A 26,292-nucleotide genomic window follows, 5' to 3' on the forward strand; every position below is an offset into this window, starting at 1 on the left:
TTTTATAAGGTAAGGCCGCCGACTGTCATCTGATAGGCAATATCGAGCGGCTGGCCCGGTTCCAGTTGCACGCAGGTGGCCACGCCGCGCGTGGACACGGGATTGGGCTTGGTGCCGGCGTCCACGCCCCAGTCGAAATAGCTGCAGACCGGCTCCACGCCCAGCGCAAAGTGGCGCCCGCTCCACGGCCAGGCCTGGCGCCCGCCGTTGCTGATCCACAGCAGGCACGAGGGCAGCACCTCGGCATCCCAGGCGAGGGCAAACGCATAGCCTTCGTCGAGGTTGCTGACCGTCATCTGGCCATCAACCCCGCACAATTGCACCAGCGATTCGGTGTCCTGCGCCAGCGGCAGGTGCGACAAGTCGAGCGGCTGGCCACCGGCGCCCGGCACGTGCGACAGCGCCGCAAACTGGGCATCGGGCTGCAGCACATCGGCGCCCGGCTCGTGTTCACGCGGCAAGGTCAGACCAAAGGCAAACGCACCCGCCGTCACCCGCAGCGCGCCGGGCCGCTTGGGCAGGCGCAAGGTCGGATGCAGGCCCAGCGGCAATGCGCAGGCGCGGCGCACCGTGACCTTCAGACGGCAGCGGATCTCGGCCTGGCCGTCCACGCCGGTAATCAAGCGCTCGACGCTCTCCACCGGGCTGTCGGCCGGAAAATCGTAGCGCAGATGCACATGGGCCAGGTCGCCGCCATCGTCGAGCCGTTGCCACACGCCATGCGCAGGCCAGCCGTGGATGGGATGGTCGAACGGCGCCGGGCCGCCTCCGAACGGCACGCAGGGCCATTCGCCACGGCCGTTGGCCATCAGGCCGGTCAAGGGCGGCTGGCCCGGCGGCAAGGCTTCCTGCGCCCAGGGAAAGACGGCAAACGGCTGCACCTGGCGGCCATCGGGCAGGATAAACGTCACGGGAGCCAGCATGGCGCCCGATGCCTCCACGCTGCCCTGTCCATGCGACCACTGCAATATCCAGCTTGTCACGGTGTTACTCCACAAAAAACTGCTGATGGCTGGCATGTGAAAATTCCAGTACCGATTCCTTGACCCGCGCAAAATGCTCGGCCAGCGCCGCCGCCAGCACCGCCTTGTCCTGCGTAAACAGGGCGTCGACGATGCGCAGGTGGTCTTCGAACGCGCGCTGGCTCGACGCCTTGCGTTCGCGCGAGATCAGCACGCGCGCCCGGTCCACATGCTGCTTGCCCTGGTTGACGATATGCCACACCGGCAGGCGATCGGTCAGTTCGAAAAACAGCTTGTGCATGGCCTCGTCCTGCGCATAGAAGCCCTCATAGTCCTTGCCGGCCAGGGCCTGCCTTTGCAAGCCGATAACGTGCTCGATGCGGCCGCGGCCGGCCGCGTCCAGCCGCGTCACCAGGTCCATCAGGTTGGCCGTTTCCAGCGCGCCGCGCACAAAGGCGCCCTGCTCGATCAGGCGCACGCTGATGCGCGAGACCACGCTGCCCGCCTGCGGAAAGATGTCGAGCAGGCCTTCGGTCGACAGTTCGCGCAGCGCCTCGCGCACCGGCGTGCGGCTCAGGCCGAACACCTCGGCGATCGCCGCCTCCGACAACGGCGTGCCGGGTATCAGGCGGATCGCCAGAATGGCCTGCTTGAGCACGTTGAACACCTGCGGCATATAGGGCAAGGCCGGATCGATGCGGTCGGCGCCGATGGCCTCGCTCAACATGCGCACCTGGTCAGCCTGGTCGGCGCGCTTGGGCAATTTGGTCTTGGTCGGTGTCTTGGTCTGCACTTGTAGCGTTCACTTTCTGGTGGCGCGACGGCACCGGCGCCTACTCTATCGCCAGTCCCATCGAATAACGGATGCCCACTTCCAGTCCGCGCAGTTCGGCCAGGCCTATCATGCGTCCGGTGCGGGAGTAGCCCGGATAATAACCGCCATTCTTGTCGCCATCCATCAGTTTGCCGTGATCGGGACGCACGGGTATGCCCCAGACCGCCATGCCGGCCGCCTTGCGGCGCTCCTCTTCCTGCACCAGCACGCGCATGGCTTTCGGCATGTCGACCGAGCCGAACAGGTGGTTCGACTCATAGAACGAGCCTTCCTTGCCCGGCACATGGGTGACGTTGCGGAAATGAATGAAGTACACGCGGTCGGCGAAACGTTCCAGCATGGCGGCCGGATCGTTGCCGATGCAGCTGCCAAACGAGCCGGTGCACATGGTCAGGCCCGAGTTGGGCGACGGCACGGCGGCGAACAGGCGCTCCACGTCCGCCTCGCGGCTGAGGATGCGCGGAATGCCGAACACCGGATAGGCCGGATCGTCCGGGTGGATGCACATCTTGACGCCGGCCGCCTCGCAGGCAGGCATGATTTCATTGAGAAAACTGTACAGATTGTTGCGCAGGGCTTCGGCATCGATGCCGCGATAGCGATCGAGCCGGCGCAGGAATTCGGCCGGGTTCAGGTCCTCCACCGTGCCGGGCAGGCCCAGCAGGATATTGTCGGTCAGTTCCTGGCGCGCTTGAGGACTCAGCTCGTCGTAGAACTGGCGCGCCGAATCGACGGCCCACTGCGCATAATCACTCTCGGCGCCGGGGCGTTTCAGCACGAACAGGTCGAACGCCACAAAGGCGTCGATATTGCAGCCGGAAATCGTGCTGCCGTCGGCCTGTTCGATATGCAGGTCGGTGCGGGCCCAGTCCAGCACGGGAATAAAGTTGTAGCAGATGGTTTTCACGCCCTGCGCACCGAGGCGCGTGACGTTCTCCTTGTACAGCTCGATGTAGCGCCGAAAGTCGCCGGAACGCGTCTTGATGTCCTCGTGGATGGGCAGGCTTTCCACCACGCTCCAGCGCAGGCCGCTGGCGCGCTGGCCTTCGGCATCCCATTCGATTTCGCGGATGCGCCTGGCGATCTCTTCCTCGGGCCACTCGGCGCCGCATTCGAGGTGATACAGCGAGGTGACCAGGTCGGTCACGCCGGCCTGGCGGATATCGCGCAACGAGACCGGGTCTTTCGGTCCGAACCAACGCCAACTTTGTAACATGCTGCCTCCTGAGTATTCGATAATGAGAGATGAAAGATGCCAACGCCGCTCAATGGCGTTCGCGGTCGACCAGCTGGTTGAGCAGGACGGCCAGCAGGATCAGCGCGCCGCGCACCACGTCCTGCCAGAAGGGGTTGAAGCCCCATAAGGTCATGCCGTTGAGCAGCACGCCCATGAACATCACGCCGATAAACGTGCCCCAGATGGCGCCGCGCCCGCCCAGCAGGCTGACGCCGCCGATAATGACGGCCGAAATGACTTCCAGCTCCAGCCCCTTGGCGACGGTGGAATTGCCGCTGTTGATCAGCGAGGCATAGATGATGCCGCCGATGGCCGCGAACAGCGAGGTCAGCATCAGGCACACGGTCTTGGTGCGCCACACGTCGATGCCGGACAGGCGCGCCGCTTCCAGGTTGCCGCCGGCCGCATACACTTCGCGCCCGAAGGTGGTATAGCGCGACACCACATGCATGGCGGCAAAGATGGCGGCGAAGATATACACGGGGACCGGGATGCCCAGCCAGCGGCCGCTGCCCAGCTGGCCGAACCAGTCGGGGAACGATTCGATCGGCGTGCCGTCCGTGATCAGGTTGGAAAAGCCCACCAGCATGGCCATCATGGCCAGGGTCGTGATAAAGGTCGGCACGCCGATATGCTGGCGCAGCTTGCCGGTAATAAAGCCGACCAAGAGGCCAAAGCCCATGGTCACCACGACGCCGGCGGCGACAATGGCCACCGACGGTTCGATCACGTCCAGCGGCGTGAGCTGCTTGATGATCCAGGCGCACAGGCAGCCTGCGGCGGCCACCAGCGAGGCGACCGACAGGTCGATCTCGCCGCTGATAATGACCAGGGTCATGCCGAAGGCGATAATGCCGGTGACAGCCACATTGCGCAGCACATTGAGCTGGTTGTCCATCGACATGAAGCCGGTGGCCGTAAAGCTGAGCAGCACGTACATCAGCAGCAAAATCAGTTCCATCGGGTGGCGCAGCACGAAACGCTGCACGCCTCCTGGCGGCGACTTGCGCGCCGTGCCGGCGGCGGGTTTGATATCGGCAATTGTCTGGCTCATTGTATTTCCTCAAGCTGGGCAACCATGCAGGCTGCATACAGCGCCTTGGCGCCGATTTCGGGTCCGTATTCTCCGGCCAGGCGGCCGTTCTTCAATACCAGGATGCGGTCGCAGACGGCCGGCAGCTCTTCCAGTTCGGTCGAGACGACAATGGCGGCCAGGCCCTCGTTCGACAATTGCCACAGCGTCTGGAAGATCTGCTGCTTGGCATGCAGGTCGACGCCACGGCTGGGTTCGTCAAACATGATCACGCGCGGCTCGATATTGAGCCAGTTGCCCACCACGATTTTTTGCTGGTTGCCGCCGGACAGCGACGACACGGGCAGCAGCGGGTGGCCCAGCTTGATGCGCAGGTCGCTGATCTGCTTTGCCACATGCGACTGCTCGCGCAGCAGGGACGTCCAGCCGCGCCGGCCCATGCGCTGCAGGCCGGCCAGGCACAGGTTGGCGTGGCAGGACAACGGCTGCACCAGGCCCTTCGCCTTGCGGTCTTCCGAGGTATAGCCCACGCCCAGGTCGCGCATGCGGCGCGGGCTGGGCTCCTTCACCGGCTGGCCGCCGACCAGGATCCGGCCCGAAGTGATGCGGTCGGCGCCGAAGATGCCGCGCAGCAGCTCCGTGCGGCCCGAGCCCAGCATGCCGGCGATGCCCAGCACTTCGCCCTTGTGCAGCTTGAACGAGATCTTGTCGAGCAGGCCCTTGATGCACAGGTCGCGCACTTCCAGCACCACTTCGCTGCTGGCCGGGCGCGCGGCGCGCGGGGCGAACTCCTCGACCGTGCCGAACATCATGTCGACCACTGCTTCCGGCGTCGCGTCGCAGGTGTCGATGGCGCCGATAAACTCGCCATCGCGCAGCACCAGGATATCGTCGGCGATCTCGTGCAGCTCGGCCAGGCGGTGCGACACATAGATCATCAGCACGCCCTTGTCGCGCAGGCGCCGCAGCAGGGCGAACAGATGGGCGATTTCATCGTTGGCCAAGGCCGAGGTCGGCTCGTCGAGCTGCAACACGCGCGGCGAAAACGACATGGCCTTGGCGATTTCCACCACTTGCTGGCGCCCCACGGACAGGCTGCCGGCAATCGCGTGTTCGTCGATCTCGGTGGCGCCCATCTCGTCGAGCAGGGTGCGCGCCTGTTCGAAGAGCAGGCTCCAGCGGATAAAGCCGCCCACCTTGGGCATGCGCCCGAGGAAAATATTCTCGGCCACCGTCAGTTCCGGTATCAGGCTCAACTCCTGGTGCACGGTGACGATGCCGCGCCGCAAGGCCTCCTGCGGCGCATGGAAGTCCAGCACCTCGCCATCGAGCGTGATGGTGCCGGACGTCGGCCGGGTGGCCCCGGCGATCATCTTGATCAGGGTGCTCTTGCCCGAGCCGTTCTTGCCGATCAGCGCGTGGATGCGCCCGCCGCCCAGCGTATACGTCAGGTCGCGCACCGCGCAGTTCTTGCCGTACTCCTTGCGCAGCGCGCCAAAAGCCAGCGTGACTGTGTCACTTCGGTTCATGCAGGGTCTCCCCTTGGTGGATCATGGGCGCCGCCGGCGTGGCGGCGGCGCGTGGGTGTCGAACAAGCGTGGCGTTCGCTCAGTTCATGCGGCGCAGCTCCTTGATGAATGCTTCGACGGCCGGCTTGTCGGCGCGCGACAGCAGCTTGACGGGCACGACCTGCTCGGCCGGCACGGTTTTGCCACCGAGCACGGCCAGCGCATCCTGCACGCCTTTTTCGCCAACCACGAAGGGCTGCTGCGCGGTGGTGGCCTGCAGCACATTGTCGGCCGCCAGCAGGCCGCGTCCCAATTGCTCGGAGCTGTCGGTGCCGAACACAAACACCTTGCCGGCCTTGCCCGCATTGCGCACGGCCTGCATGGCGCCCACCGTGCCGCCTTCATTGGCCGCATAGATGACGTTGATGTTCGGGTTCGCCGTCAGGATATCGCCGGCCACCGCCACCGCTTTTTCCGGCAGCCAGGCATCCTGCTCGGCCACCACCGCCACCTGCGTGCCCTTCTTGACATTGTCGAGGAAGCCGCCCGTGCGGTCGCCGCTCTGGCCCGGCAGCAGCGACTTGAAGGCCAGCACGGCCACGTTTGCCTTGCCGCCCAGCTTGTCGTTGATGAAGGTGGCGGCGGCCGCGCCGGTCGACAGGCCGATATCGCGGTCGCTGGACTTCACATGGCCCTGCACCACGCCGGCCTTGTCGATGCCGGTGCCGACCGTGATGACAGTGATGCCCTTGGCGCGCGCCCGCTCGATGGCCGGCAGCGAATTGCTCGGATGCAGGGCCGTGATGACGATGGCGTTCACGCCGCGCGCGACAAAGGTATCGATGGTCTGCGCTTCTTTTTCGATCTTGTTGTCGGTATTGGCTTCGAGCAAGGTCGCATTGCCCGCCTTGGCGGCCGCGCGCATGCCGGCCAGCACAGTCTTCATATAGATATCCTGCTGGAACACGATGCCGGCGATCACCGGCTTGTCGGCCGCCTGCGCGGGCGCCAGTCCGGCGCCGATGAGCGTACAAGCGGCCACGGCCGCCACCATTATTTTTTTAGCGAAATGCATGTCTTTGTCTCCTGTTTTTTTATAGTGGAAAAACATTGCCTTGCTACTGCCTTGCTGCCTTGCTGTCTTGCTGTCTTGCTGCTGCGTCAGGCCAGTTGCACCAGCAACCCGCCATCGACCACGAACTCGCTGCCGGTGCAATAACTGGCGCGCGGGCTGGCGGCAAAGGCGATCATCTCGGCCACCTCGTTTGGTTCGCCGATACGGCCGATCGGGATGCCCTCGCCCCATTTCTGGAAAACCTGCTCCTTGCTGGCGCCGGCGCCGAATTTTTCGTACGACAGGTCGAGCAGCGGCGTGCGGATCGAGCCGGGGCTGACGGTATTGGCGCGGATGCCACTGGCCGCATAGTCGTTGGCCAGGGTGCGCGTAAATCCGAGGATGGCGGCCTTGCTGGTGGCATACGCCGCCACGTCATGCTGGCAGGCCGTGCCCTGCACGGAAGACACATTGACGATGGCGCCGTCGCGCTGCGCCACCATATGCGGCACGGCGTGGTGGGCCAGCAGGAACACGCTTTTCAGGTTGACGGCCATCACGCGGTCCCAGGTGGCTTCGGACGTCTCGGTGGCGGAACCGTAAGGATGGATGGCCACCGTATGCACGGTGATATGCAGGCCGCCCAGGGTGTCCACGGTCTGCTCGACGGCCGCCTTGACGACGCTGCCGGTGGCCGCGTCGCCCGAGATACCCAGCAGCTGCACGTCGTGCGCGGCGGCAAACGCCACGGCCTCGTCCACGCCACGGTCGGCCAGGATGGCGACCCTGGCGCCCCGTTGCGCCAGCAGCACGGCCGCATGCAGGCCGATACCGCTGGAGCCGCCCACCACCAGCGCCACCTTGCCAGCCAGTTCCTGGACATATTGTTGCGGTGAATTCATCAATCCTCCTTTGTGCTTGCCATTTCGATGGCAATGCCGTCTCCATAAAGGTACTAGTACCTCAGTTAGTAAACGATAGCATGGCTTTTATGTTGGTAGCAATCGTTTTTGGCTTGATGTAAAACAAGACTGGCCCGCTTGTCAGGCGGGCCAGGAAGGGCAATCGATATACAAAAAAAGAAAGTTACAGCTTTTCCATCTTCTGCCGCACGGCTGGCGCCGTGACCGCCGTCGGCGCCAGTTCCAGATAGGTTTTATAGGCCAGCTTGGCCTTGGCGCCCTCGCCCGCCCGGAAATACGCGTCGCCCAGGTTCAGGTAGGCGATCGCGCGCGACGGGTCCATTTTCACCGTGTTTTCAAACCAGCGCGCCGCTTCGCGGTATTTTTCCTGCTTATAGAACACAAAGCCCAGGTTGTTGGCCGCCAGCGCGAAGTCGGGCCGCAGTTTCAGCGCTTCCGTGAATTGCGCTTCGGCCAGGTCGTACTGCTTTTCCTTGTAATGCTGCAAGCCACGGTCGTTGGCGCGCTGGGCCAGCTGGCGCGTGGTGCTGGGCACGGCGCCCGGCGTGACGATCTTCTGTTCGCCGCCCTGCAAGTCCTTGACCGTCACGCTGGCCGCCGCCGGCTTGGCGTCGAGCTTGCTGTTCATGGCGATCGCCTCGGTCGACAGCTGCGTCGTGTTGGGGCTGAGGAATTCCGTCTCGCCCGGCAGCTCGAACACGAAGTCGCCCCCTTCGGACCCCGGCAGGCTGCCAAAGGCCGGCGTCTGGTTCGACACGCTGGAGACGGCCGGCGCCACATAGGCGGCCAGCTCGGTGGCCGTGATCAGGCCATCGCCGTTCAGGTCGGCCTTGCCGGCCAGGCCCTGCAGCAAGGTCCAGGTAAAGACCGAGTGACCGTTCGGGCCCCCATCGGCCACCAGCTGGTCGCCGCCGCCGGCCGTCAGCATCTGCCGGCCGATGCGCTTGGCGTTATCGCGCAGGAAGGAACTGTTGCCGGCGCCGCGGGTCAGGCCCAGGCCGCTGTAGCAGGCGTCCATCACGAACAGCGCATGCTTGGCCGTCAGGCTTTCGGCGATATTCTGGATTTCCGTCATCGGGATCGCGTCTGTGGCGAACTGGGCCGGGTCGGAGTCCGCCGGCACGATATAGCCGAGGTCGCGCCCGGAACTGAGCTTGCGGGTGGCGCCATGGCCGGCAAAGAACACAAAGATGCGGTCGTTCTTCTGCACGCCGCCATGGGCCAGCTTGTCGTGGAAGGCGGCCAGGATATTGTTGCGCGTCGCCTCCGCGTTTTTGAGGGTCACCACGCGCTCGGGCGCAAAGCCGAATTTCTCGATCAGGGTTTCGCGCACGCTTTGCGCGTCGCGCACCGCATATTGCAGCTTGGGCCATTTGGCGTAGTCGTCGATGCCGATCACCACCGCCCAGGAATTGGCGTAGCCGGCCTGGATGGCGACCTTTTCGGGCGCCGGCGCCTCGCCCTTGGCGGACTTGAAGGTGGTGCCGTCCCAGCCGGCGAACTGATAGCCTTCGGCCACCAGGCGGTCGAGAATGGCCGGCAAGGCTTTCACCGTGCGTTCGTGGATGTCGTGGAACAGGATAATGCCGCGCCCGGCCTTGTCGACCGAGGCCAGCACGCGGTTGGTAATGGAACTGGGCACCGGGTCGGCCCAGTCCAGCGAGTCGATATTCCACATCACCGATTTCAGGTGCGCGTCGGCCAGCGCGGCCATGCCTTCGCTGTTGCGCGCGCCATACGGAAAACGGAACAGCGCGGCGCGCTCGGGGCTGATCGCTTTCAACAGGGTGTCCGTACCGAGGATTTCGCCCTTGAGCTTGTCGCCGGTCTCCTTGGACAGTTGGGCGTGGCTGAAACTGTGGTTGCCCACCGCATAGCCTTCTTTCATCAGCTTGCGGCTCACTTCCGCGCCCGCATTCAGTTTCGCGTTACCTGCGGCATCCAGGCTGCCCAGGTTGCGGCCCACATTGAAGAACACGGCCGGCACGCCATATTGTTTCAGGATCGCGCTGATTTCTTCCGTATAGCGGCGGTGCGGGCCATCGTCAAACGTCAGCACAATGGTCTTTTTCGGCAAGTTCAGGCCGAAGATTTCCGCATCTTCCTTGTTCACGGCTGGCTTCGGTTCCGGGATGGAGCCGGCCGGCGGCTTGGTATAGGGCTCGACGATGCCGTTTTCCTTGAGGATCTGTTCGCGCCGGTACAGTTTTTTCAGCTGCGCCACGTAGTCGTCCCAGCGTTCGCGTTTCAGTTCGATGGCGCGCTGGCCCATATTGCCGAAGATCTGGCGGATTTCCTTTTCGTAATTGCGCTCGATCTCGGCCAGCGCATCGAGGTCTTCGGAAATGCGCTTGTGCAGCTTGATCGCCGGCAGGGAACCATCTTTCGCCACGTCGGCCAGCAGGCCCTGCAGCAGTTCGCGGAAGGCCAGGCGGTCGGCGTCAAACAGGCCGGGGTCCGATTCGATATACGTCAGCAAGCCGTCGATGGCATCGAAACGGCCGGGATTGCCGGGCGCCATCAGCTGGTCCAGCATCGTATCCAGCTTCGCGGTGCGTTCCTGGTTCTCGTGGAACAGCGCCTGGCCCACCTTGCGCGCTTCGTCGCGCGCGCCTTCGGGCTGGCTGTCCTCGTCGGCCAGCAGCACGATAATCTTTCGGAAATTGGCCAGCAGTTCGCGCAGCTGCGCGGCCACAGCTGCGGCATCGGCGCTGGCTTTCTGGGCTGCCACGTCAGCTGCGGCGGGCGGACGGGCGGTGGTGGCGGGAAGGGTAAAAGTATAGATGCCGGCACCTGCGGCCAGGGCCACGACGACGGTGGCGGCAATCTTGATCGGTTTGGAAGTCACTGCTGGGGGTTTCCCTTCAACTACGGAGTTCTGCAAAAACTTGCTTGATCCGTAATTGTAGAGCACGCCAGCGACTTGCGCCGTTCGATTTATTGCCGAGAAACACCTTCGCCGGCCGCCGCCGGCGCCAGATCGGCGGCCGCTTCGCCCAATAGCCGCTGCACGGTTGCCGCATCGCCGATGGCCCCCATCGCCAGCAAGGCAAAGCGGGCCAGGAACAGCGGCGCGCGCTGCTCGCCAATGCCGCCCATGGCGTGGCACAGCTCGGTGTAAAGATTGTCGAGTTCGATGTCGGTCATGCTGCCTCCTTGGTCAATATCGTTGCCAGCGCCTGGCGCACTTGCGTTGCCGTCGCCTCGTGCCAGCGCCCCAGCACATGGCCGTCGGGCCGCAGCAGATAAAAACTGCCATGTCTCGCGCCAAACAACCCGGCCAGTTGCGGCGACTGGCGTACAGCCTCGACATGCAGCGGCAAGGACCTGGTCAGCGCCAGCAGGTCGGCCGGCACGCCAGCATCGTCGCTGAAGTACAGGCCGGTGAAACGGCCCTGCCCCAGGTTTACCAGGTCGGTCATGTGCCGTGCCGCCCGCCGGTCATGTTCCAGCAGCGCCAGCGGACACTCGGGCAGCACCGTGCCCGGTGCCGGCCCGGCCAAAAATTCATCCGTATCGGCCACGTTCAGCGGCGACTGCGCGTAGGCGATCGCGCTGGTCTGGCGCGGGTTGATCAGGGAGCGCACCTGAGGGTGCTTGCCGGCCAGGCCCAGCACGGCCGTGCGCATCAGTTCGAAGGCAAAGGTGGGCGGCGCCATGAATTCCGTGCTTTTCGTGCCGTGGCGCAGGTTTTCATGGGCGGCAAACACGCGCTCGTCGGAATAACTGTCCAGCAAGGCCTCGCCTGATTTTCCTTGCACCACATAGGCCAGCTTCCAGGCCAGGTTGTCGGCGTCGTCGATGCCGGAGTTCGCGCCGCGCACGCCGAAAATCGGCACCAGATGGGCCGCATCGCCGGCGAACAGCACCCTGCCATGGCGGTATTTTTCAAGCGTCAGGGCATTGGCCTTGTAGATGGTGATCCAGACCGGGTGCCAGGGCGCGGTCTCGCCCATCATGGCCAGCAGGCTGTCGACTCGCGGCGCCACGTTGTCCAGCAGCACGGCTGCCTGCGCGTCCTCGTCGTCGCGCAACTGGTAGTCGATGCGCCAGATATCGTCGGGCTGCTTGTGCACCAGCACGGTCGAGCCGGGATTGGACGGCGGATCGAAATACGCCAGGCGCTCGGTCGGGCGCTCGCTTTTCAGGTGGATATCGACGATCACATAGCGCCCTTCGTAGCTGGTGCCCTGCAATTTGAGGCCCAGCGCCTCGCGCACCGCGCTGCGCCCACCATCGGCGGCCACCAGCCAGTCGGCGGTCATACGGTATGTCTCATCCGGCGTGGCCAGGGTCACGCTGGCGCCAGTCGCATGCTGTTCAACGTGTGTCATGCGCGTTTGCCAGCGGATATCGATCAGTTCCGGCTGCCGCTCGGCCGCATCAAGCAAAAACTGTTCAATATGGTATTGCGCCAGGTTGACCATCGGCGGCAGCTTCTGGTTGGCGTCCTGCGGCATGCTGAAATGCAGCACTTCCTGGTCGCGGTAAAAACTGCGCCCGCCGGCCCACGGCAGGCCTTTCGCCAGGAAACCGTCGAGCGCGCCCAGGCGTTCGATAATTTCCAGGCTGCGCCGCGAAATGCAGATGGCGCGGCTGCCGGTGCACACGCCATCGTCGGCCTCGACCAGCACCGAGCGCACGCCGTGGCGGGCCAGCCCCAGCGCCGTGGCCAGGCCCACCGGGCCGCCGCCGACAATCAATACCGGCGTGTGTTCGGTGCCTGCGCCGGCGCTCTTGCCGGGTGGATACACCTTGGGCACATGGGGATACGGATGAAATGCGGGTGTCATGCTGTGCTCCTTTTATTCAATTCCCTGGGCTTGCCATGCGCAATCGGCAAGGTCAATACGATCACGGCGCCCGCCACCAGCAGCGCGCTGGCATACAGCAGGCCGGTGGCAAAGCTGTGTGTCTGGTCTTTCAGCCAGCCCACCACGACCGGGTTCAGGGCCGAGCCGATATTGCCGGTGGCGTTGATGACGGCGATGCCGATGGCGCGCGCGGCAAAACTGAGGGCGCCGTCGGGCGTGGTCCAGAACACCGACATGGCGGTGTAGGCGCCGGTCGAAGCCATGCAGATGCCCAGCAGTTGCACCACGGGGTTACCCGAGTACGCCGTCAGCAGCCAGCCAAATGCCGACAGCAGCATCGGCCAGACGATATGCCAGCGCCGTTCCTGCAGCCGGTCCGAACGGCGGCCCCAGGCGATCATGCCGATCACGGTGCAGACCTGCGGGATGGCGGCCAGCAAGCCGATGGTGGTGTTGCTGGCGCCGCTATTGAAGCTTTTCACGATCAGCGGCGTCCAGACGGCCACCATCGCCAGGGTATTGACCAGGCAAAAATAGGCGAGGCCGAATTTCAGCACGGTGGGCGAGCACATTTCGGCCAGCACCGAGGTCCTGGCGGACGGCGCGCCATGAGATACGGCAGGTTTTTCCGCCTCCAGCATGCGCGCCAGCGCCTGCTGTTCCAGCCGGCTGAGCCAGCTCGCCTTGCCCGGCGCATCATCGAGATAGCCATACACGGCCAGCCCCAGCAGCACGGACGGCAAACCTTCGAGCAGGAACAGCCACTGCCAGCCGGCCAGGCCCCAGTGGCCGTCCAGCCCCAGGATCAGGCCGGACAGGGCCGAACCGATGGCGGCCGTCACCGGCATGGCGATCATGAACAGCGCGTTGGCCCGTGCCCTGTGGCTGGCCGGAAACCAGTACGTCAGGTACAGCAGCATGCCGGGCAAAAATCCCGCTTCCGTCACGCCGACCAGGAAGCGCAGCACGTACAGGCTGGCCGGGCTGCTGGCGAACATGGTGGCCGTCGAAGCCAGGCCCCAGGCGATCATGATGGAGCCGATCCAGCGGCGCGCGCCCAGGCGGGCCAGGATGATATTGCTGGGGATGCTGCAGGCGATATAACCGATATAGAACAAGGTGGTGGCAAAGCCGAACTGGGTGCCGGACAGGCCCAGGTCCTGCATCATGGTCAGGCCGGCAAAACCGATATTGATGCGGTCGAGAAAGGAAAACACGAACAGCAGGAACAGGAACCACAGCAGATGGCGCGATACCTTGCGTATCACTTGCTGTTCCAGCTGGGCGGTGGCGGCGTCCGCAATGGGAGGCGCGGGGGGATGGGTGGCGGTGGCCAGGGTCATGCTTGTCTCCATAAGGTCCTTGCCACGCCCTTGTTATTGTTATTGGCGTGGACTGCCGGGTGATCCCGGCTTGAGACACAGTATGCAGACGCCTATGTCTTTCGTTGTCCCCATTTTGGGGACATCCATGGTTCGAACGACGTATGAAGGCTCAGGCCGCTTGCGGCCCCAGGCACAGCGCAAACAGCTGTCGCTGGCTTGAAATGCCCATGCGCTTGTAGGCGCGCTTCTGGTAGGTGATCACGCTCGATGGCTGCAAGCCCGTCGCCTCGGCAATCTCGGCAGCGGTGAGGCCTTCGAGCACGCCGCGCAGCACGTCGAGCTCGCGCTTGCTCAGTTCGGGGCAATGCCGGCGCAGGCTGGCCAGCATCATGGGCGCCACGCCCTGCACAGGCTGGCCGTTCAGGCGGTAATGGTGTTGCACGCCGTGGGCGAACAGCGGCGCCAGGGTTTCGATGGCGGCGATTTCGCCGGGCGCGAACTTGCCTTGGGCGCTGTCGCGGTAGAAATTGACGGACAGCCAGATATCACCGGCCGGCTGCACCAGCAGCGACAGGCGGTCCGACACGTTCGGCCGTTGATAGCAGGCGGCGCGGTAGCCGGGATGATCGATCTCGTCGCTGGCCTGCTGGTGCAGCACGATGGCGGAGTCGGGTTTGACGCAGACAGGCGCGATCACGCTCTGGTTGCCGTCGAGCGCATAGTAGTGGCGGGCGTAGCTGTCGGCGATATCCTGCAAGAAGCGCCCGCCGCGCCGGTCGGCCACGGCCACCGTGCGCGGCCGGTTGCCGAATTCATAGGCAAAGATCGTGCACTGGACGATGGGCGCGGCGCTGGCCACGGTTTTCAGGATGGCGCCGGCCATGGCGTTGACGTCGGCGTGGCCGATGGCGCTCATCAGGTCGAAGGCGCGGCCCAGGTCCAGCTGGCCTTCCGGAGGCTTGCGTTCGACCCGCCAGTAGCGCATGGCCGCCCCTTTCTTATTGCTGGCGTTGCGGCAGGACCCAGTCCGGACGGATGTAATGGCAGGTGTAGCCGTTCGGCAAACGCTGCAAATAATCCTGGTGCTCGGGTTCGGCTTGCCAGAACGGACCGGCCGGCGCCACTTCCGTCACCACCTTGCCGGGCCACAGGCCGGAGGCGTCGACGTCGCGGATGGTGTCTTCGGCCACCTGCCTCTGTTGCTCGCTGGTGTAATAGATGGCCGAGCGGTAGCTGGTGCCGCGGTCATTGCCCTGGCGGTTTTCCGTGCTGGGGTCATGAATCTGGAAAAACAATTCCAGCAGCCGGCGGTAGCTGATCACGCTGGGATCGAACGTGATTTCGATGCCTTCGGCGTGGGTGCCATGGTTGCGGTAGGTGGCGTCGGCCACGTCGCCGCCCGTGTAGCCCACGCGGGTCGCTTCCACGCCCGGATAGCGGCGCAGCAAGTCCTGCACGCCCCAGAAGCAGCCGCCAGCGAGTATTGCAGTTTCAAGCGCGGTGTCAGTCGTATTTGCCATGGTGATGTCCTTGTTCAAAGATAAGCTATCTTACCGCGTCCGGCGATTTTCTTCAGTGCGTGTCCACACAGTAGCCCAGGCGCTTCAATTGCGCCGCCTGGTAGGCGCCGATGGCGTCATTGAACAGGCAGCGTATCAGCGGGTCGTCGGTGATATCGGCCTCTTTCAGCTGTGCCAGGGTGGCGGCATCGAAATCGGCATCGTTGATGCGCATGTACATCGAGGTCAGCGATTCTCCGAGCACCAGCGCCGCATGGCATTTCGCCAGCGGCACATCGGTGGTCCAAGACGGCGCTTCATCCGTCCTTGGCACCAGGTCGATCAGGTCGCCATCAAGGCGGTAGTACAGCACCGTGGCCACGCCGTCATGGCCGACCAGCGACAAGCGCCACAAACGCGGCTGCTGGAAATAGCTGTCCTCGAACAGCTCCATGTCGCGGTAGCGCGCCAAGAGGCCATGGCGGCAGAAGTCCAGCACCAGCGCCGCGTCCGCCTCGCTCAGGGCCGGGAAGCGCCGCGCGATATCGGCCGTGGCCGGAGGCGCCAGGCCTGGCCGGTAATCGAAATCGACTTCCTGCGGCCCCACCGGAATCACCCACGGCAGCGGCGCGGCAGGCGTCAAGCCATCGGCATCGAGCAGCACCGACACCGATGGATCGAGCCGCAGCACGCTGGCCTTTGGTACCGCCGCGCCGACCTCGCGCGCGAACTGGCGGTAGGTCACGGGAAACATCGCGTGGTTATACCAGGACCACGGCTCCTGCACGAACTGGCAGGAGCTGGGCACGATATAACGGGGACTCAGGATTTGCAGCTGTTCCAGCCAGTCGTCGGGCAAGCTTGGGCGCGCCGGGCCGGCCAGCCGGGGCGCGATCACGGCCACCTCGCGCATGGTCTGGAACGGCCACAGCACCATGTCCCACGGCCCCAGGGCCGCCAGCTGCGCCAGGATATCGGGGCCGATCCAGGAGTCGACCACGTTGAGCACATTCACGCCGCCGGCGCGCACCTGGAACAGCGAGTCGACATCGTCGTCGAGCGCGCGGCGCGGGATCACCTCGATGGCGCCCACCGTGACCGGCCGGTCGACGTGCAGGCGCTCGACTTTTTCAAAGCCCAGCGCGCGTATCATCGCAAACAGCTCGTCGAAGATGCAGTACAGGTAGATCGGCGTGGCGCGGTCGAGAAAATCCAGGCTTTCCAACGACAGGTGGTCGTCGTGAAAATGCGAGATAAACACGGCATCGAGGCGCAGCTGCCTGACCTGCGCATGGTCGAAGCGCACGTCCGGAAAAGCATGGCAGTTGCGGCTGAACGGGTTTTCGACGATGGGGTCGAAGGCGATGGCGGTGCCGTCGCATTCGAAGACATAGCCGGCATGCAGGATGCGGGAGATTTTAAGGGGCATAAAAATATCGGCAAAGGCAGCGCGCCATGATAGCCCAGAATGGCGCGCGCCCGATAACGCTTAGTACGGATTGTTCAGCACATCCATCGCAAAATACGTGAAGATCATGTCGGCGCCCGCGCGCTTGATGGCGCCCAGGGTTTCCTGCACCACGCGGCGCTCGTCGATGGCGCCGGCTTGCGCGGCGAACTTGATCATCGCGTATTCGCCGCTGACCTGGTAGGCGCCGATCGGCAGGCGCGTCACTTCGCGCAGGTCGCGGATAATGTCCAGGTAAGCCCCGGCCGGTTTCACCATCAGCGCGTCGGCGCCTTCGGCTTCGTCGATCAGCGACTCGCGCACCGCTTCGCGGCGGTTCATCGGGTCCATCTGGTACGTCTTGCGGTCGCCTTTGAGGGTGCTGCCGGCCGCATCGCGGAACGGGCCGTACAGGCCGGAGGCGAACTTGGTCGAATACGCCATCACGGGGGTGTCGTGGAAACCTGCCGCGTCGAGCGCGCTGCGGATCGCCGCCACCTGGCCGTCCATGGCGGCCGACGGCGCGATAATGTCGGCGCCGGCCTGGGCGGCGATCACCGCCTGCTTGCCCAGGTTCAGCACCGTGCTGTCATTGTCGACCGTGTCGCCATGCAGGATGCCGCAGTGGCCGTGGTCCGTGTATTCGCAAAAGCAGGTGTCCGACATGACCACCATCTCGGGCACGGCGTCCTTGATGATGCGCGACATGCGCGCCACCAGGCCGTCCGGGTTCAGGGTGTCGCTGCCGTGGCTGTCCTTGTGGTGCGAAATGCCGAAGGTCATCACCGAACGCAGGCCGGCGCGCGCATAGCGCTCCACTTCCTGCGCCAGCTTGGCTTCAGGGATGCGGCGCACGCCGGGCATGGACTTGATGTCGACAAAATCGCTGGCGCCTTCGTCGACGAAAATCGGCAGCACCAGGTCGCGCGGATTGATCTCGGTTTCGCGGAACAGCTCGCGCAGTTGCGGGTTGGCGCGCAGGCGGCGCATGCGCGAGAGGGGGAAAGTTGCTGGCATGGGGTGACTGGCTCTAGTTGAAAGACGCGGACAAGTATACGCCCATCGCGCGCTTTTCGTCGGGCGCGGCCGCAAAAAACCGCGCTTGCCTCAAGAAACGGCGGCGTGGCACCGTGCCGGCATGCAGGCCGCGCCCCCGGCGGGTGCGCTGCGCAGGGCCGACAACTGCCAGCGCATGGTGGCCGACAAGGCCAGCAGCATGGCGCCGCGGCGGCGCGCATCGGCGCGTTTTTTGGACGGCACTGCCGCCAGGTCGGGTTCCTGGCACGGTGCGCATGGCAAGCGGTAATTGCCATCGCTGCCAGGCAGCGCATGCAGCTCCTCCCAGGCCAGGTCATAGTCGGACGAGATCTGCCGGCGCCGGCGCCCGTTCAGGGCGATGCGGTTGGCATTGCTGACCAGTTCGAGCTGGCGGCAGCCATAAAAGTCGCCCAGGTCGCGCAGCAGCGCCACCATCAGGTTCTTCGGCCGGCACCCGTGCAAGGCGCGGGTGGCCTCGCGCACGGCCTGGGCACCGGCGTTTGATCGCAAGCCTTGCAGCGCGCCCAGCTGCACGCTGGCGCCGGCGCGGTGCGGACGAAACAGAAAGCTGGCCAGGTACAGCGGCGCGCCGTCGCGCGTCAGGCGCAAACACAGCTCCCCTTCGCGGTGGCTGTCGTGGATGGCGGTCAGCTGCAACCGGTACAGCGCGCCGTCGCGCCCTTCCACGCTGGCCAGCACCAGCGCGCGGCGCGCCGCGTATTCCACCAGCGGACGCGCGCCGGCCTGCCACAGGAAGCGGTAATGCCCCTGCAGCAGCGTGACCCTGGCCGCGCAGCCGGCGCCGCGCTGCGCGTAGGGGCGGTAGATCTTGTACAGCAGGCAGGGATGCTCCAGCGCCAGTGCTGCCATGCCGGGCGTGTCCTTGATAAAGGTTTGCCAGCGCGCCCGTTGACGGGGAAACACCAGCGCACCCAGCATGGCTTTCAGTTGGTGGCCTTCACGGCCCAGGGCGGATGGTGCCTGTGGCGCCAGGCTGGCGGTAAAGGAAGTCATGGCAGCGGTTATTCGGCGCTCGTCTGTCGATGCGCGGCCTTGGCCGCGAGCAGCCCGGAACAGGCGGCTGCACGCAGCTGCAGCCGCTCCGCGACGGGTAGCATGCATGATAGGCGAGGCGAAAAAACAGGGGGGTTACAAGTTGGTAATGTGGGCCAAGCGGTGGACCAAGCGGCTAGTGATTGAGCCGCAGCCGCACGCACAGGCCGGGCGCCGCATCCTCGATCTCCAGGCTGCCGCCGTGCAGGGCCGCGATCGCCGCGACGATGGACAGGCCCAGGCCATTGCCGGGCAAATGGCGGCTCTTGTCCAGCCGGTAAAAGCGCTGCGTCAGCTTCGGCAACTCGCTGGCCGGCACGCCGGGGCCATTGTCGCGCACGGCCAGCCAGGCGCCGGCGCCATCCTGCCCGCACGATACTTCCACCGTGGTCCCCTGCCCCGCGTACTTGATGGCGTTGTCGACCAGGCTGGCCAGCGCGCTGCCCAGCAGGTTGCGGTCGCCGCGCGCCGGCAGGCCGGGGCCGTACAGCTGCACCAGCAGCACGCCCTGCTCGTCGGCCGTCGCTTCGTACATTTCCACGATATCGGCGCCGATCTGCTGCAGGTCGATATCGCTGAAGTTCTCGGGACGCATGCCCGATTCGGCCGCCGCGATCTGCAGCAGCTTGTCGAACACGCGCGTCAGGTCGTCGATATCGGCGATCGCCGATTGCGCCGCGCCCTGCCAGGCGTCCACCGTCTGCGGCTGGCGCAGCGCGCCATCGAGCTTGTTGCGCACGCGCCCCAGCGGCGTGCGCAAATCGTGGGCGATCGCGTTCGACACATGGCGCACGCCTTCCATCAGCTGCTCGATCCGGTCGAGCATGCGGTTGATATCGCAACTGAGCTTGCCGAATTCATCGTCGCTGGCCACCGGTATGCGCTGGGACAGGTCGCCCGCCTCGATCTCGGCGGCGGTCCGGCGTATCTTCCCGATGCGCGCCTCCAGCTGGCGCCGGAACAGCCAGGCGCCGGCCACCATCAGCAGCACGGCGACGCCACCGCCATAGGCGATCGAACGCAGCACCAGGGTGCGGATCGAATCGCTTTCCAGCATGGCGCGGCCCACGTACAGCCGCGAGCCGTCGGCCAGGTCGCGGATCAGCAGCCGCGCCGGCACCCGCCGCCCTTCGCGCGTGACATGCACGTGCAGTAGCTTGCCGACCGGGCTGTCGGCCACCGGCCAGCTCGACAGATTGCCCGAGATGCGGCTGCCCTGCGCGTCGAGCAGCAGGAAGATCTCGGTATCGCTGTCGGTGCGGTCGGTCAGCAGATGGGCGATTTCGGCCGAGGTGCGCGTGCGGTCCTCGGGCAGGTACATGGCCGCCAGGCGTTCGGACAGCACCATCAGCTTGCGGTCGACGCTGCGGTCCAGCACGCCGATGGTGCCGAAATAGAACACGCCGCAGACAATGGCGATGGAAATGGCCAGCAGCAGGCCGTAGCCGAGCGCCAGGCGCGCCGCGATCGACTTAGGCATGCGGGCCGCTTTCCAGCACGCCCAGGGTATAGCCGACGCCACGCACCGTATGGATCAGCGCCGGCGAGAATTCCTTGTCGATCTTGGTGCGCAGGCGGCTGACCTGCACGTCGATGACATTGGTCTGCGGGTCGAAATGGTAGTCCCACACGGCTTCGAGCAGCATGGCGCGCGTGACGGACTGGCCCTGGTGGCGCATCAGGTATTCGAGCAGGCGGAACTCGCGTGGCTGCAGCGCGATCTGGCGGTTGGCGCGCGTCACGCGCATGGTGCGCATGTCGAGCACCAGGTCGGCCACCTGCAGCTGGGTGGCGTCGGGCACCGGCGCGGCGCGCCGCAGCAGCGCTTCGATGCGGGCCAGCAGTTCGTCGATGGCGAACGGCTTGGACAGGTAGTCGTCGCCGCCGCTGCGCAGGCCGCGCACGCGCTCGTCCACGCTGGACAGGGCCGACAGCACCAGCACCGGCGTATTGCGGCCCATGCCGCGCAGGCGCGCGACGATGGCCAGGCCGTCGATCTCGCCCGGCAGCAGGCGGTCGAGCACCAGCGCATCCCATTCCTCGCCGCAGGCCAGGCGCATGCCGTCGATGCCGTTGTCGCAGGCGACGACCTCATGGCCGGCGTCGCGCAGGCCGGCGCAAATATAGCGGGAAGTATCGGCTTCGTCTTCGATGACCAGGCAGCGCACGGTGAGTCCTTGTAATGAGTCGGTAGAAATATGCGCAGCATACGCCAGCCGGGCCGGGCTTGCCAGCCCCGCGTGGTTTGCGAGGCCCGCTTTACCAGCCCTGTTTCGCCACGCCGGCAAAATGCAGTTCGAGGAAATCGACAAAGGCCCTGACCCTGGCCGACAGGTTCAAGCGCTCGGGGTAGACGGCATGGATGTCGGCCGGCGCCAGACGCCAGTCGGGCAGCACCGGCACCAGCCGCCCCGAACGCAGATACGGCGCCACGTCCCATTGCGATCGCTGCACGATGCCGCCGCCGGCCAGCGCCCAGTCGAGCGCGATTTCGCCGTGATTGGTACTGAGCTTGCCACGCACCTTGACGCTTTCCTCGGTTTTGCCCTGGTACAGGGTCCAGCTGCCATAGGCGGCGTCGTTCTCGCGCAGCACGATGCACTGCTGGCGCGCCAGGTCGCGCGGCGCGGCGATCGGCGGCGCGGCGCGCAGATACTGCGGCGAGGCGCACAGCAGGCGGGCATTGGCGGCGATGCGGCGCGCATGCAGGCGCGCGTCCGGCAACGGGCCGATGCGGATGCCCACGTCAAAGGCCGCGTCGAGCAGGTTGGCCGGCCGGTCGCTCACTTGCAGCTGCACCTCGACGTCGGGGCAGGCGCGCGCGAAGGCGGTGATCGCCGGACCCAGATGGCGCCGGCCAAAACCGATGGTGGCGTTCACGCGCAGCAGGCCGCGCGGCGCGGCGCGGCTGCTGGCGACCAGGCTTTCCAGTTCCTCGATCTCGGCCAGGATGCGCGCGCCCTGCGCGAAATACAGCTCGCCCTCCTGCGTGGCGCTCATGCGGCGGGTGCTGCGGTTGAGCAGGCGCACGCCCAGCCGTGCCTCCAGGCTGGCCAGCGTCTTGCTGATGACGGGCGGCGTGACGCCCATTTCGCGCGCCACCGCCGCCATGCTGCCGTGCTTGACCAGCATGGCAAAGAAAGCCAGGTCCGAAACTGCGCTCATTATTCACACCAAAGAAAGAATGGGTTTATCTTGGGCGAATTATATCGCAGGGCTTTCGCTCTAGAATGCCTGCATCCCCCAAACAACGATACAGAGGAGACACCATGTTCGACCACTTCACGGCCGCCACGCAAGACGTCGACGGCGCGCCCGTGCACTATGTGCGCGGCGGCACCGGCCCGGCCCTGCTGCTGTTGCACGGCCATCCGCAAACCCACGTCATCTGGCACAAGGTGGCCGGCGAACTGGCGCGCCATTTCACCGTGATCGCCGCCGACCTGCGCGGCTATGGCGACAGCGGCAAGCCGCCAGGCCTGCCCGACCATGCCAATTATTCGAAGCGCGCCATGGGCCAGGAGCAGTTGCGCCTGATGGAGCTGCTGGGCTTTGACAGCTTTGCGCTGATGGGCCATGACCGCGGCGGCCGCGTCGCCTACCGCATGGCGCTCGACCATCCTGAACGCATACGGCGCCTGGTGGTGCTCGATATCGCGCCCACGCTGGCCATGTACGAGCAGACGACGCGCCAGTTCGCCACCAGCTATTACCACTGGTTCTTCCTGATCCGCCCGGCGCCGTTTCCCGAGCTGCTGATCAACGGCAATCCGGACTCCTACCTGGAGCACACCATCGGTGGCCGCTCGGCCGGCCTGGCGCCCTTCACGCCCGAAGCCTATGCCGAATACCGGCGCTGCCTGCGCGACCCGGCCACCATCCACGGCATTTGCGAAGACTACCGCGCCAGCGCCGGCATCGACCTCGACCACGAACGCGCCGACCTGGCATCGGGCCGGCGCATCAGCTGCCAGATGCTGGCCCTGTGGGGCGCGCAAGGAGTGGTCGGCCAGTGCTTCGATCCGCTGGCCGAATGGCGCAAGCTGGCCAGCAAGGTAAAGGGCCGCGCCCTGCCCTGCGGCCACTACATCCCAGAAGAAAACCCGGCCGCCCTGCTGGCCGAAGTGCTGCCCTTCCTGCTCGATACCACTGAAAGCCAGCCATGAAGCCATTCACGCTGTATGAAAAACTGGTCGCCTCGCATACGGTCGAACGCCTCGACGCGCAGCACGTGCTGCTGTATGCCGACCTGCATATCATGAACGAATACACGAGTCCCCAGGCATTTACCGGCCTGCACGACAAGGGCCGCGCCGTGCTGCGCCCGCTGCAGCAGCTGGCCGTGGTGTCGCACATTATTCCCACCGCGCCGCTGCCGGTGGGCCAGCGGGTGATCGCGGACCCGGCGTCCAGCCTGCTGGCGCTCAATCTGCGCCGCAACTGCGCGCGCCACGGCATCCGGCTGTACGACACCAACGATATCGACCAGGGCATCGAACATATCATCGCGCCGGAACAGGGCCTGGTGCGCCCCGGCATGGTGATTCTGTGCGGCGACAGCCACACCACCACCTACGGCGCGCTGGGCGCCCTGGGCTTCGGCGTGGGCACCTCGGAAGTCGAGCATATCCTCGCCACGCAGACCCTGGTGTACCGCGTGGCGCGCACCATGCGCGTGCGCATCGACGGCGTGCTGGCGCGCGGCGTGTCCGTCAAGGACCTGACCCTGTACCTGGTCGCACGCCTGGGCGCCCAGGGCGCGCGCGGCTATGCGGTGGAGTTTTGCGGTGCCGCCATCGACGCGCTGTCGGTCGAAGCGCGCATGACGCTGTGTAACATGGCCGTCGAAGCGGGCGCGCGCGCCGCCCTGATCGCGCCCGACCAGGCCACGCGCGACTACCTGCGCGCGCATGCCGCCGTGTTTGCCGACGGCCCCCTGCCAGCCCTGTGGGACGCACTGCGCTCCGACGCCGGCGCCGCGTTCGACCTCGAACACGTGTTCGACGCCGGCCAGGTCGCGCCGTATGTCACCTGGGGCACGAGTCCGGACCAGGGCATGGCCGTCGACGCCTGCATACCGGCCGCCGGCGATGCGCAAAAAGCGCTGGCCTACATGGGCCTGGCCGCCGGCGCGCCGATCGCCGGCCTGCCGATCGACCGCGTGTTCATCGGTTCGTGCACCAACAGCCGCATCGAAGACCTGCGCGCGGCCGCCGCCATCGTCGGTGCCGGCAAGGTGTCGCCCGGCGTGCGCGCCATGGTGGTGCCGGGATCGGGCGCCGTGCGGCGCCAGGCCGAAGCGGAAGGGCTGGCCGATATTTTCACGCGGGCCGGCTTCGAATGGCGCCAGCCCGGCTGCTCGATGTGCCTGGCCATGAACGACGACCTGCTGGCGCCCGAAGAACGCTGCGCCTCGACCACCAACCGCAACTTCGAAGGGCGCCAGGGCCGCGCCGGCCGCACCCATCTGATGAGCCCCGCGATGGCCGCCGCTGCCGCCATCACGGGCATGATTACCGACGTGCGCACACTGGGAGCACACCATGCATGAACCATGGACCATGATTTCCGGCCTGGCCGCGCCGCTGCTGATCGACAATCTCGACACCGACCAGATCATGCCCAAGCAATTCCTGCGCACCATCGGCAAGGAAGGGCTGGACCAGGGCCTGCTGTACGATTTGCGTTTCGATGGCAACGGCCAGCCGCGCACGGACTGCATCCTGAACGCGCCGCGCCAGGCCGGCACGCGCATCCTGCTGGCGGGATCGAACTTCGGCTGCGGCTCGAGCCGCGAACACGCCGTCTGGGGCTTGCAGCAATACGGCATCGCCGCCGTGATCGCCCCCAGCTATGGTGAAATCTTTTACGGCAATGCGCTCAACAACCGGCTGCTGCCGGTGGTGCTGGCACAGGACGAGATCGCCATGCTGGCGGCCAGCCTGGCGCAGGCGGAGCTGCCGGCGCTGTCGATCGACCTGGTGGCGATGACGGTCACGGCACCCGGTAGCTTGTGCTTTCCGTTCACGCTGGCGCCACGCGAAAGGCAGATGCTGGTCGAGGGCCTGGACATGATCGCCCTGACCCTGCGGATGCAGCCACAGATCGCCGCCTTCGAAGCGCGCCACGTGATGGCGCAGCCGTGGATGCGGGTGTTTTAATTGCATTTGCCGCGCAGCCTGGCGATCGCCACGAACGGCAGCGCATACACGCCGACCACGCCGACCGGCCCCAGGTTGGTCGGCTGGCGCTTCAGGCCGTCCGGATGCAGGCAGTCGGGCACTTTCGCTTCACTGAAGGCGGCGGCGAATTGTTCGTATTTGTCGGCGCGGATGGTCACCTGCTGCATGGCCGGCTGGCCCGATTCGGCCTGCGCGCGCTTTTCTTCGGCCAGGGTCTCGCGCACGGCGGCGCTGATCATGGCCTGGGTCAGGGCCGGAGACGGTGCAAGTGCAGGCGGCGTGGCTACCGGCACCTGTGCGGCGGCAAGCGTGGTGGTCATGGCCAGCACAATGGCACTGCAGACTGACTTCATGGACACTCCCGGCGCAGATGGCAAGTTGATAAGCTGGCCTGAACTATATCACCACCGAGGCGCCGCGTGCGCAGGGCGGGCGATTGCAGGCTCAGGTACAATACGCGCTCGAATTTGATGGGCCGCGCACGCAGGCGCGCCCGCACAGACAAGCACACAGCCATGAAATCCATCCCTACTCTCGCCCTGGCGCTGGCCCTGGCCATCACGCATGCCGGCGCCATCGCCAAGGACACCAAGCAAAGCCTGCTGTTCGACGAAATCCCGATCGGCAGCTGGAGCACTTCGGCCGAACTGGGCGCCATCACCACTTCGGGCAATACGGCCGGCACGTCCGTCACCGGCAAGATCGACGCGCGCCAGGAACTGGACGACTGGAGCAACCAGTACATTTTCAGCGGCTACTTCAAGGAAGACAAGAATACCGATGACGAGGGCCACCGCTACCGCGAGCGCTCGGCCGAGCGCTTTTCCGCCTCCGGCAAGGCCGCCTACAAGCTGATGGCCGACAATGAAAAACTGTTCGTGCTGGCCTCGCACGTGAACGACCGCTTCGGCGCCTACACCAAGTACTCGACCCTGGCCGTCGGTCACGGCTCGCGCTGGTACCAGTCGGAAGACAAGAGCGTCGACGTGGAAGTTGGTCCGGGCTACTTCAGCGGCACCAACGACGAAGGCATATCCGAACACGGCCTGACCATCCGCGGCGCGGCCGCCATGAAATGGAAGGTGAGCCAGTCGGCCATGTTCACGCAGACCGTCAGCGTGGAGCGCGGCACCTCGAACACCCACTCGATCGCCGAATCGGCGCTGAGCACCAAAATCAACGGCACCATGCAGATGAAAGCCGCCTTCAGCGCCCGCAATGACACGCGCGTGCCGGATGACAAGAAAAATACCGATACGCAGACGTCGCTGACGCTGGTCTATTCGTTCTGATGCAAGCGGTTCGCGTAGATACTGTTATCCCCGTCAAGCGTTGTGCAAGGTCGGATCAAATATTTTTCCAGACCTGAGCACACCGAATGC

Annotated in this window: 24 protein-coding genes; 4 read left to right on the forward strand and 20 right to left on the reverse strand. The window is 65.4% G+C overall.

Translation table 11 applies throughout. The annotated features are described in order from the left end of the window. Positions 1-2 precede the first annotated feature (2 nt). From ACP7B7_RS13420 to ACP7B7_RS13510, 19 genes are all read right to left on the reverse strand, one after another. Positions 3-1,019 carry a hypothetical protein gene (locus ACP7B7_RS13420; protein ID WP_426076982.1) on the reverse strand — a complete coding sequence of 339 codons (1,017 nt, stop codon included), beginning with the start codon at positions 1,017-1,019 and terminating at the stop codon, positions 3-5. After that, a complete protein-coding gene (locus tag ACP7B7_RS13425; RefSeq protein WP_426076983.1) occupies positions 988-1,755 on the reverse strand; it encodes a GntR family transcriptional regulator in 768 nt (255 codons plus the stop codon). The genes ACP7B7_RS13420 and ACP7B7_RS13425 overlap by 32 nt, the downstream gene beginning before the upstream one ends. Before the next feature lie 40 nt (positions 1,756-1,795). After that, entirely contained in the window at positions 1,796-3,013 is a 1,218-nt protein-coding gene (gene uxuA, locus ACP7B7_RS13430; RefSeq protein ID WP_426076984.1) for a mannonate dehydratase, read from the reverse strand. Positions 3,014-3,062: 49 nt separating this feature from the next. Continuing rightward, positions 3,063-4,088 (reverse strand): ABC transporter permease, encoded by a 1,026-nt coding sequence (locus ACP7B7_RS13435; protein WP_426076985.1) that lies wholly within the window; start codon positions 4,086-4,088, stop codon positions 3,063-3,065. Continuing rightward, complete coding sequence (locus ACP7B7_RS13440; RefSeq protein WP_426076986.1) at positions 4,085-5,596, reverse strand: sugar ABC transporter ATP-binding protein; 1,512 nt, start codon at positions 5,594-5,596, stop codon at positions 4,085-4,087. The genes ACP7B7_RS13435 and ACP7B7_RS13440 overlap by 4 nt, the downstream gene beginning before the upstream one ends. 79 nt (positions 5,597-5,675) lie before the next feature. Next, positions 5,676-6,650, reverse strand: coding sequence for a substrate-binding domain-containing protein (locus tag ACP7B7_RS13445; protein WP_426076987.1), 975 nt, complete (start codon positions 6,648-6,650; stop codon positions 5,676-5,678). Between the two features lie 86 nt (positions 6,651-6,736). Beyond that, positions 6,737-7,531 carry an SDR family NAD(P)-dependent oxidoreductase gene (locus ACP7B7_RS13450; protein WP_426076988.1) on the reverse strand — a complete coding sequence of 265 codons (795 nt, stop codon included), beginning with the start codon at positions 7,529-7,531 and terminating at the stop codon, positions 6,737-6,739. Between the two features lie 184 nt (positions 7,532-7,715). Then, positions 7,716-10,400 (reverse strand): polysaccharide deacetylase family protein, encoded by a 2,685-nt coding sequence (locus tag ACP7B7_RS13455; RefSeq protein WP_426076989.1) that lies wholly within the window; start codon positions 10,398-10,400, stop codon positions 7,716-7,718. An 89-nt stretch (positions 10,401-10,489) separates the two neighbouring features. Further along, positions 10,490-10,699: a hypothetical protein gene (locus ACP7B7_RS13460; protein ID WP_426076990.1), complete on the reverse strand. Its 210-nt coding sequence runs from the start codon at positions 10,697-10,699 to the stop codon at positions 10,490-10,492. After that, positions 10,696-12,345 carry an FAD-dependent oxidoreductase gene (locus ACP7B7_RS13465; RefSeq protein ID WP_426076991.1) on the reverse strand — a complete coding sequence of 550 codons (1,650 nt, stop codon included), beginning with the start codon at positions 12,343-12,345 and terminating at the stop codon, positions 10,696-10,698. Before ACP7B7_RS13465 ends, ACP7B7_RS13460 begins: the two co-directional genes overlap by 4 nt. After that, entirely contained in the window at positions 12,342-13,709 is a 1,368-nt protein-coding gene (locus ACP7B7_RS13470) for an MFS transporter (RefSeq protein WP_426076992.1), read from the reverse strand. The genes ACP7B7_RS13465 and ACP7B7_RS13470 overlap by 4 nt, the downstream gene beginning before the upstream one ends. Before the next feature lie 151 nt (positions 13,710-13,860). Then, entirely contained in the window at positions 13,861-14,676 is an 816-nt protein-coding gene (locus ACP7B7_RS13475; RefSeq protein ID WP_426076993.1) for a LuxR C-terminal-related transcriptional regulator, read from the reverse strand. Between the two features lie 13 nt (positions 14,677-14,689). Continuing rightward, positions 14,690-15,211, reverse strand: a complete 522-nt coding sequence (msrA, locus tag ACP7B7_RS13480; RefSeq protein WP_426076994.1) for a peptide-methionine (S)-S-oxide reductase MsrA — start codon at positions 15,209-15,211, stop codon at positions 14,690-14,692. 52 nt (positions 15,212-15,263) lie between these two features. Next, positions 15,264-16,619, reverse strand: a complete 1,356-nt coding sequence (locus tag ACP7B7_RS13485) for an MBL fold metallo-hydrolase (protein WP_426076995.1) — start codon at positions 16,617-16,619, stop codon at positions 15,264-15,266. Positions 16,620-16,679: 60 nt separating this feature from the next. After that, complete coding sequence (gene hemB / locus ACP7B7_RS13490; RefSeq protein ID WP_308921412.1) at positions 16,680-17,654, reverse strand: porphobilinogen synthase; 975 nt, start codon at positions 17,652-17,654, stop codon at positions 16,680-16,682. A 90-nt stretch (positions 17,655-17,744) separates the two neighbouring features. Continuing rightward, positions 17,745-18,689, reverse strand: a complete 945-nt coding sequence (locus ACP7B7_RS13495; RefSeq protein ID WP_308921413.1) for a DUF535 family protein — start codon at positions 18,687-18,689, stop codon at positions 17,745-17,747. 175 nt (positions 18,690-18,864) lie between these two features. Further along, positions 18,865-20,208: a sensor histidine kinase gene (locus ACP7B7_RS13500; protein WP_426076996.1), complete on the reverse strand. Its 1,344-nt coding sequence runs from the start codon at positions 20,206-20,208 to the stop codon at positions 18,865-18,867. Continuing rightward, positions 20,201-20,896, reverse strand: coding sequence for a winged helix-turn-helix domain-containing protein (locus tag ACP7B7_RS13505; protein ID WP_065308580.1), 696 nt, complete (start codon positions 20,894-20,896; stop codon positions 20,201-20,203). The genes ACP7B7_RS13500 and ACP7B7_RS13505 overlap by 8 nt, the downstream gene beginning before the upstream one ends. A 91-nt stretch (positions 20,897-20,987) precedes the next feature. Beyond that, positions 20,988-21,893: a LysR family transcriptional regulator gene (locus ACP7B7_RS13510; RefSeq protein ID WP_308921415.1), complete on the reverse strand. Its 906-nt coding sequence runs from the start codon at positions 21,891-21,893 to the stop codon at positions 20,988-20,990. Between the two features lie 104 nt (positions 21,894-21,997). On the opposite strand from ACP7B7_RS13510, the gene ACP7B7_RS13515 reads away from it, so the two are divergent. Genes ACP7B7_RS13515 through leuD form a run of 3 tightly spaced genes read left to right on the forward strand, consistent with a single transcriptional unit; the run spans position 21,998 to position 24,889 of the window. Next, positions 21,998-22,894 (forward strand): alpha/beta fold hydrolase, encoded by an 897-nt coding sequence (locus ACP7B7_RS13515; protein ID WP_426076997.1) that lies wholly within the window; start codon positions 21,998-22,000, stop codon positions 22,892-22,894. Then, positions 22,891-24,279 (forward strand): 3-isopropylmalate dehydratase large subunit, encoded by a 1,389-nt coding sequence (gene leuC, locus ACP7B7_RS13520; protein ID WP_308921417.1) that lies wholly within the window; start codon positions 22,891-22,893, stop codon positions 24,277-24,279. Before ACP7B7_RS13515 ends, leuC begins: the two co-directional genes overlap by 4 nt. Continuing rightward, positions 24,272-24,889, forward strand: coding sequence for a 3-isopropylmalate dehydratase small subunit (gene leuD / locus ACP7B7_RS13525; RefSeq protein ID WP_308921418.1), 618 nt, complete (start codon positions 24,272-24,274; stop codon positions 24,887-24,889). The genes leuC and leuD overlap by 8 nt, the downstream gene beginning before the upstream one ends. Here leuD and ACP7B7_RS13530 read toward each other — a convergent pair. Then, entirely contained in the window at positions 24,886-25,263 is a 378-nt protein-coding gene (locus tag ACP7B7_RS13530; RefSeq protein WP_308921419.1) for a hypothetical protein, read from the reverse strand. The genes leuD and ACP7B7_RS13530 overlap by 4 nt on opposite strands. A gap of 162 nt (positions 25,264-25,425) precedes the next feature. Here ACP7B7_RS13530 and ACP7B7_RS13535 point away from each other — a divergent pair, with 162 nt between their 5' ends. Next, complete coding sequence (locus ACP7B7_RS13535; RefSeq protein ID WP_308921420.1) at positions 25,426-26,202, forward strand: DUF481 domain-containing protein; 777 nt, start codon at positions 25,426-25,428, stop codon at positions 26,200-26,202. Positions 26,203-26,292 lie beyond the last annotated feature (90 nt).

The organism is Janthinobacterium sp. PSPC3-1, from assembly GCF_049896105.1.
Lineage (GTDB): Bacteria > Pseudomonadota > Gammaproteobacteria > Burkholderiales > Burkholderiaceae_D > Janthinobacterium.

What these genes read in the sequence shown, in the direction of transcription:
- hemB (WP_308921412.1), bottom strand. Translation starts at nt 17,654, where the DNA reads ATGCCAGCAACTTTCCCCCTCTCGCGCATGCGCCGCCTGCGCGCCAAC.
- ACP7B7_RS13475 (WP_426076993.1), bottom strand. Translation starts at nt 14,676, where the DNA reads ATGCGCTACTGGCGGGTCGAACGCAAGCCTCCGGAAGGCCAGCTGGAC.
- ACP7B7_RS13485 (WP_426076995.1), bottom strand. Translation starts at nt 16,619, where the DNA reads ATGCCCCTTAAAATCTCCCGCATCCTGCATGCCGGCTATGTCTTCGAA.
- leuC (WP_308921417.1), top strand. Translation starts at nt 22,891, where the DNA reads ATGAAGCCATTCACGCTGTATGAAAAACTGGTCGCCTCGCATACGGTC.
- ACP7B7_RS13510 (WP_308921415.1), bottom strand. Translation starts at nt 21,893, where the DNA reads ATGAGCGCAGTTTCGGACCTGGCTTTCTTTGCCATGCTGGTCAAGCAC.
- ACP7B7_RS13530 (WP_308921419.1), bottom strand. Translation starts at nt 25,263, where the DNA reads ATGAAGTCAGTCTGCAGTGCCATTGTGCTGGCCATGACCACCACGCTT.
- ACP7B7_RS13535 (WP_308921420.1), top strand. Translation starts at nt 25,426, where the DNA reads ATGAAATCCATCCCTACTCTCGCCCTGGCGCTGGCCCTGGCCATCACG.
- uxuA (WP_426076984.1), bottom strand. Translation starts at nt 3,013, where the DNA reads ATGTTACAAAGTTGGCGTTGGTTCGGACCGAAAGACCCGGTCTCGTTG.
- ACP7B7_RS13495 (WP_308921413.1), bottom strand. Translation starts at nt 18,689, where the DNA reads ATGACTTCCTTTACCGCCAGCCTGGCGCCACAGGCACCATCCGCCCTG.
- msrA (WP_426076994.1), bottom strand. Translation starts at nt 15,211, where the DNA reads ATGGCAAATACGACTGACACCGCGCTTGAAACTGCAATACTCGCTGGC.
- ACP7B7_RS13445 (WP_426076987.1), bottom strand. Translation starts at nt 6,650, where the DNA reads ATGCATTTCGCTAAAAAAATAATGGTGGCGGCCGTGGCCGCTTGTACG.
- ACP7B7_RS13515 (WP_426076997.1), top strand. Translation starts at nt 21,998, where the DNA reads ATGTTCGACCACTTCACGGCCGCCACGCAAGACGTCGACGGCGCGCCC.
- leuD (WP_308921418.1), top strand. Translation starts at nt 24,272, where the DNA reads ATGCATGAACCATGGACCATGATTTCCGGCCTGGCCGCGCCGCTGCTG.
- ACP7B7_RS13435 (WP_426076985.1), bottom strand. Translation starts at nt 4,088, where the DNA reads ATGAGCCAGACAATTGCCGATATCAAACCCGCCGCCGGCACGGCGCGC.
- ACP7B7_RS13465 (WP_426076991.1), bottom strand. Translation starts at nt 12,345, where the DNA reads ATGACACCCGCATTTCATCCGTATCCCCATGTGCCCAAGGTGTATCCA.
- ACP7B7_RS13440 (WP_426076986.1), bottom strand. Translation starts at nt 5,596, where the DNA reads ATGAACCGAAGTGACACAGTCACGCTGGCTTTTGGCGCGCTGCGCAAG.
- ACP7B7_RS13420 (WP_426076982.1), bottom strand. Translation starts at nt 1,019, where the DNA reads ATGCCAGCCATCAGCAGTTTTTTGTGGAGTAACACCGTGACAAGCTGG.
- ACP7B7_RS13460 (WP_426076990.1), bottom strand. Translation starts at nt 10,699, where the DNA reads ATGACCGACATCGAACTCGACAATCTTTACACCGAGCTGTGCCACGCC.
- ACP7B7_RS13450 (WP_426076988.1), bottom strand. Translation starts at nt 7,531, where the DNA reads ATGAATTCACCGCAACAATATGTCCAGGAACTGGCTGGCAAGGTGGCG.
- ACP7B7_RS13470 (WP_426076992.1), bottom strand. Translation starts at nt 13,709, where the DNA reads ATGACCCTGGCCACCGCCACCCATCCCCCCGCGCCTCCCATTGCGGAC.
- ACP7B7_RS13500 (WP_426076996.1), bottom strand. Translation starts at nt 20,208, where the DNA reads ATGCCTAAGTCGATCGCGGCGCGCCTGGCGCTCGGCTACGGCCTGCTG.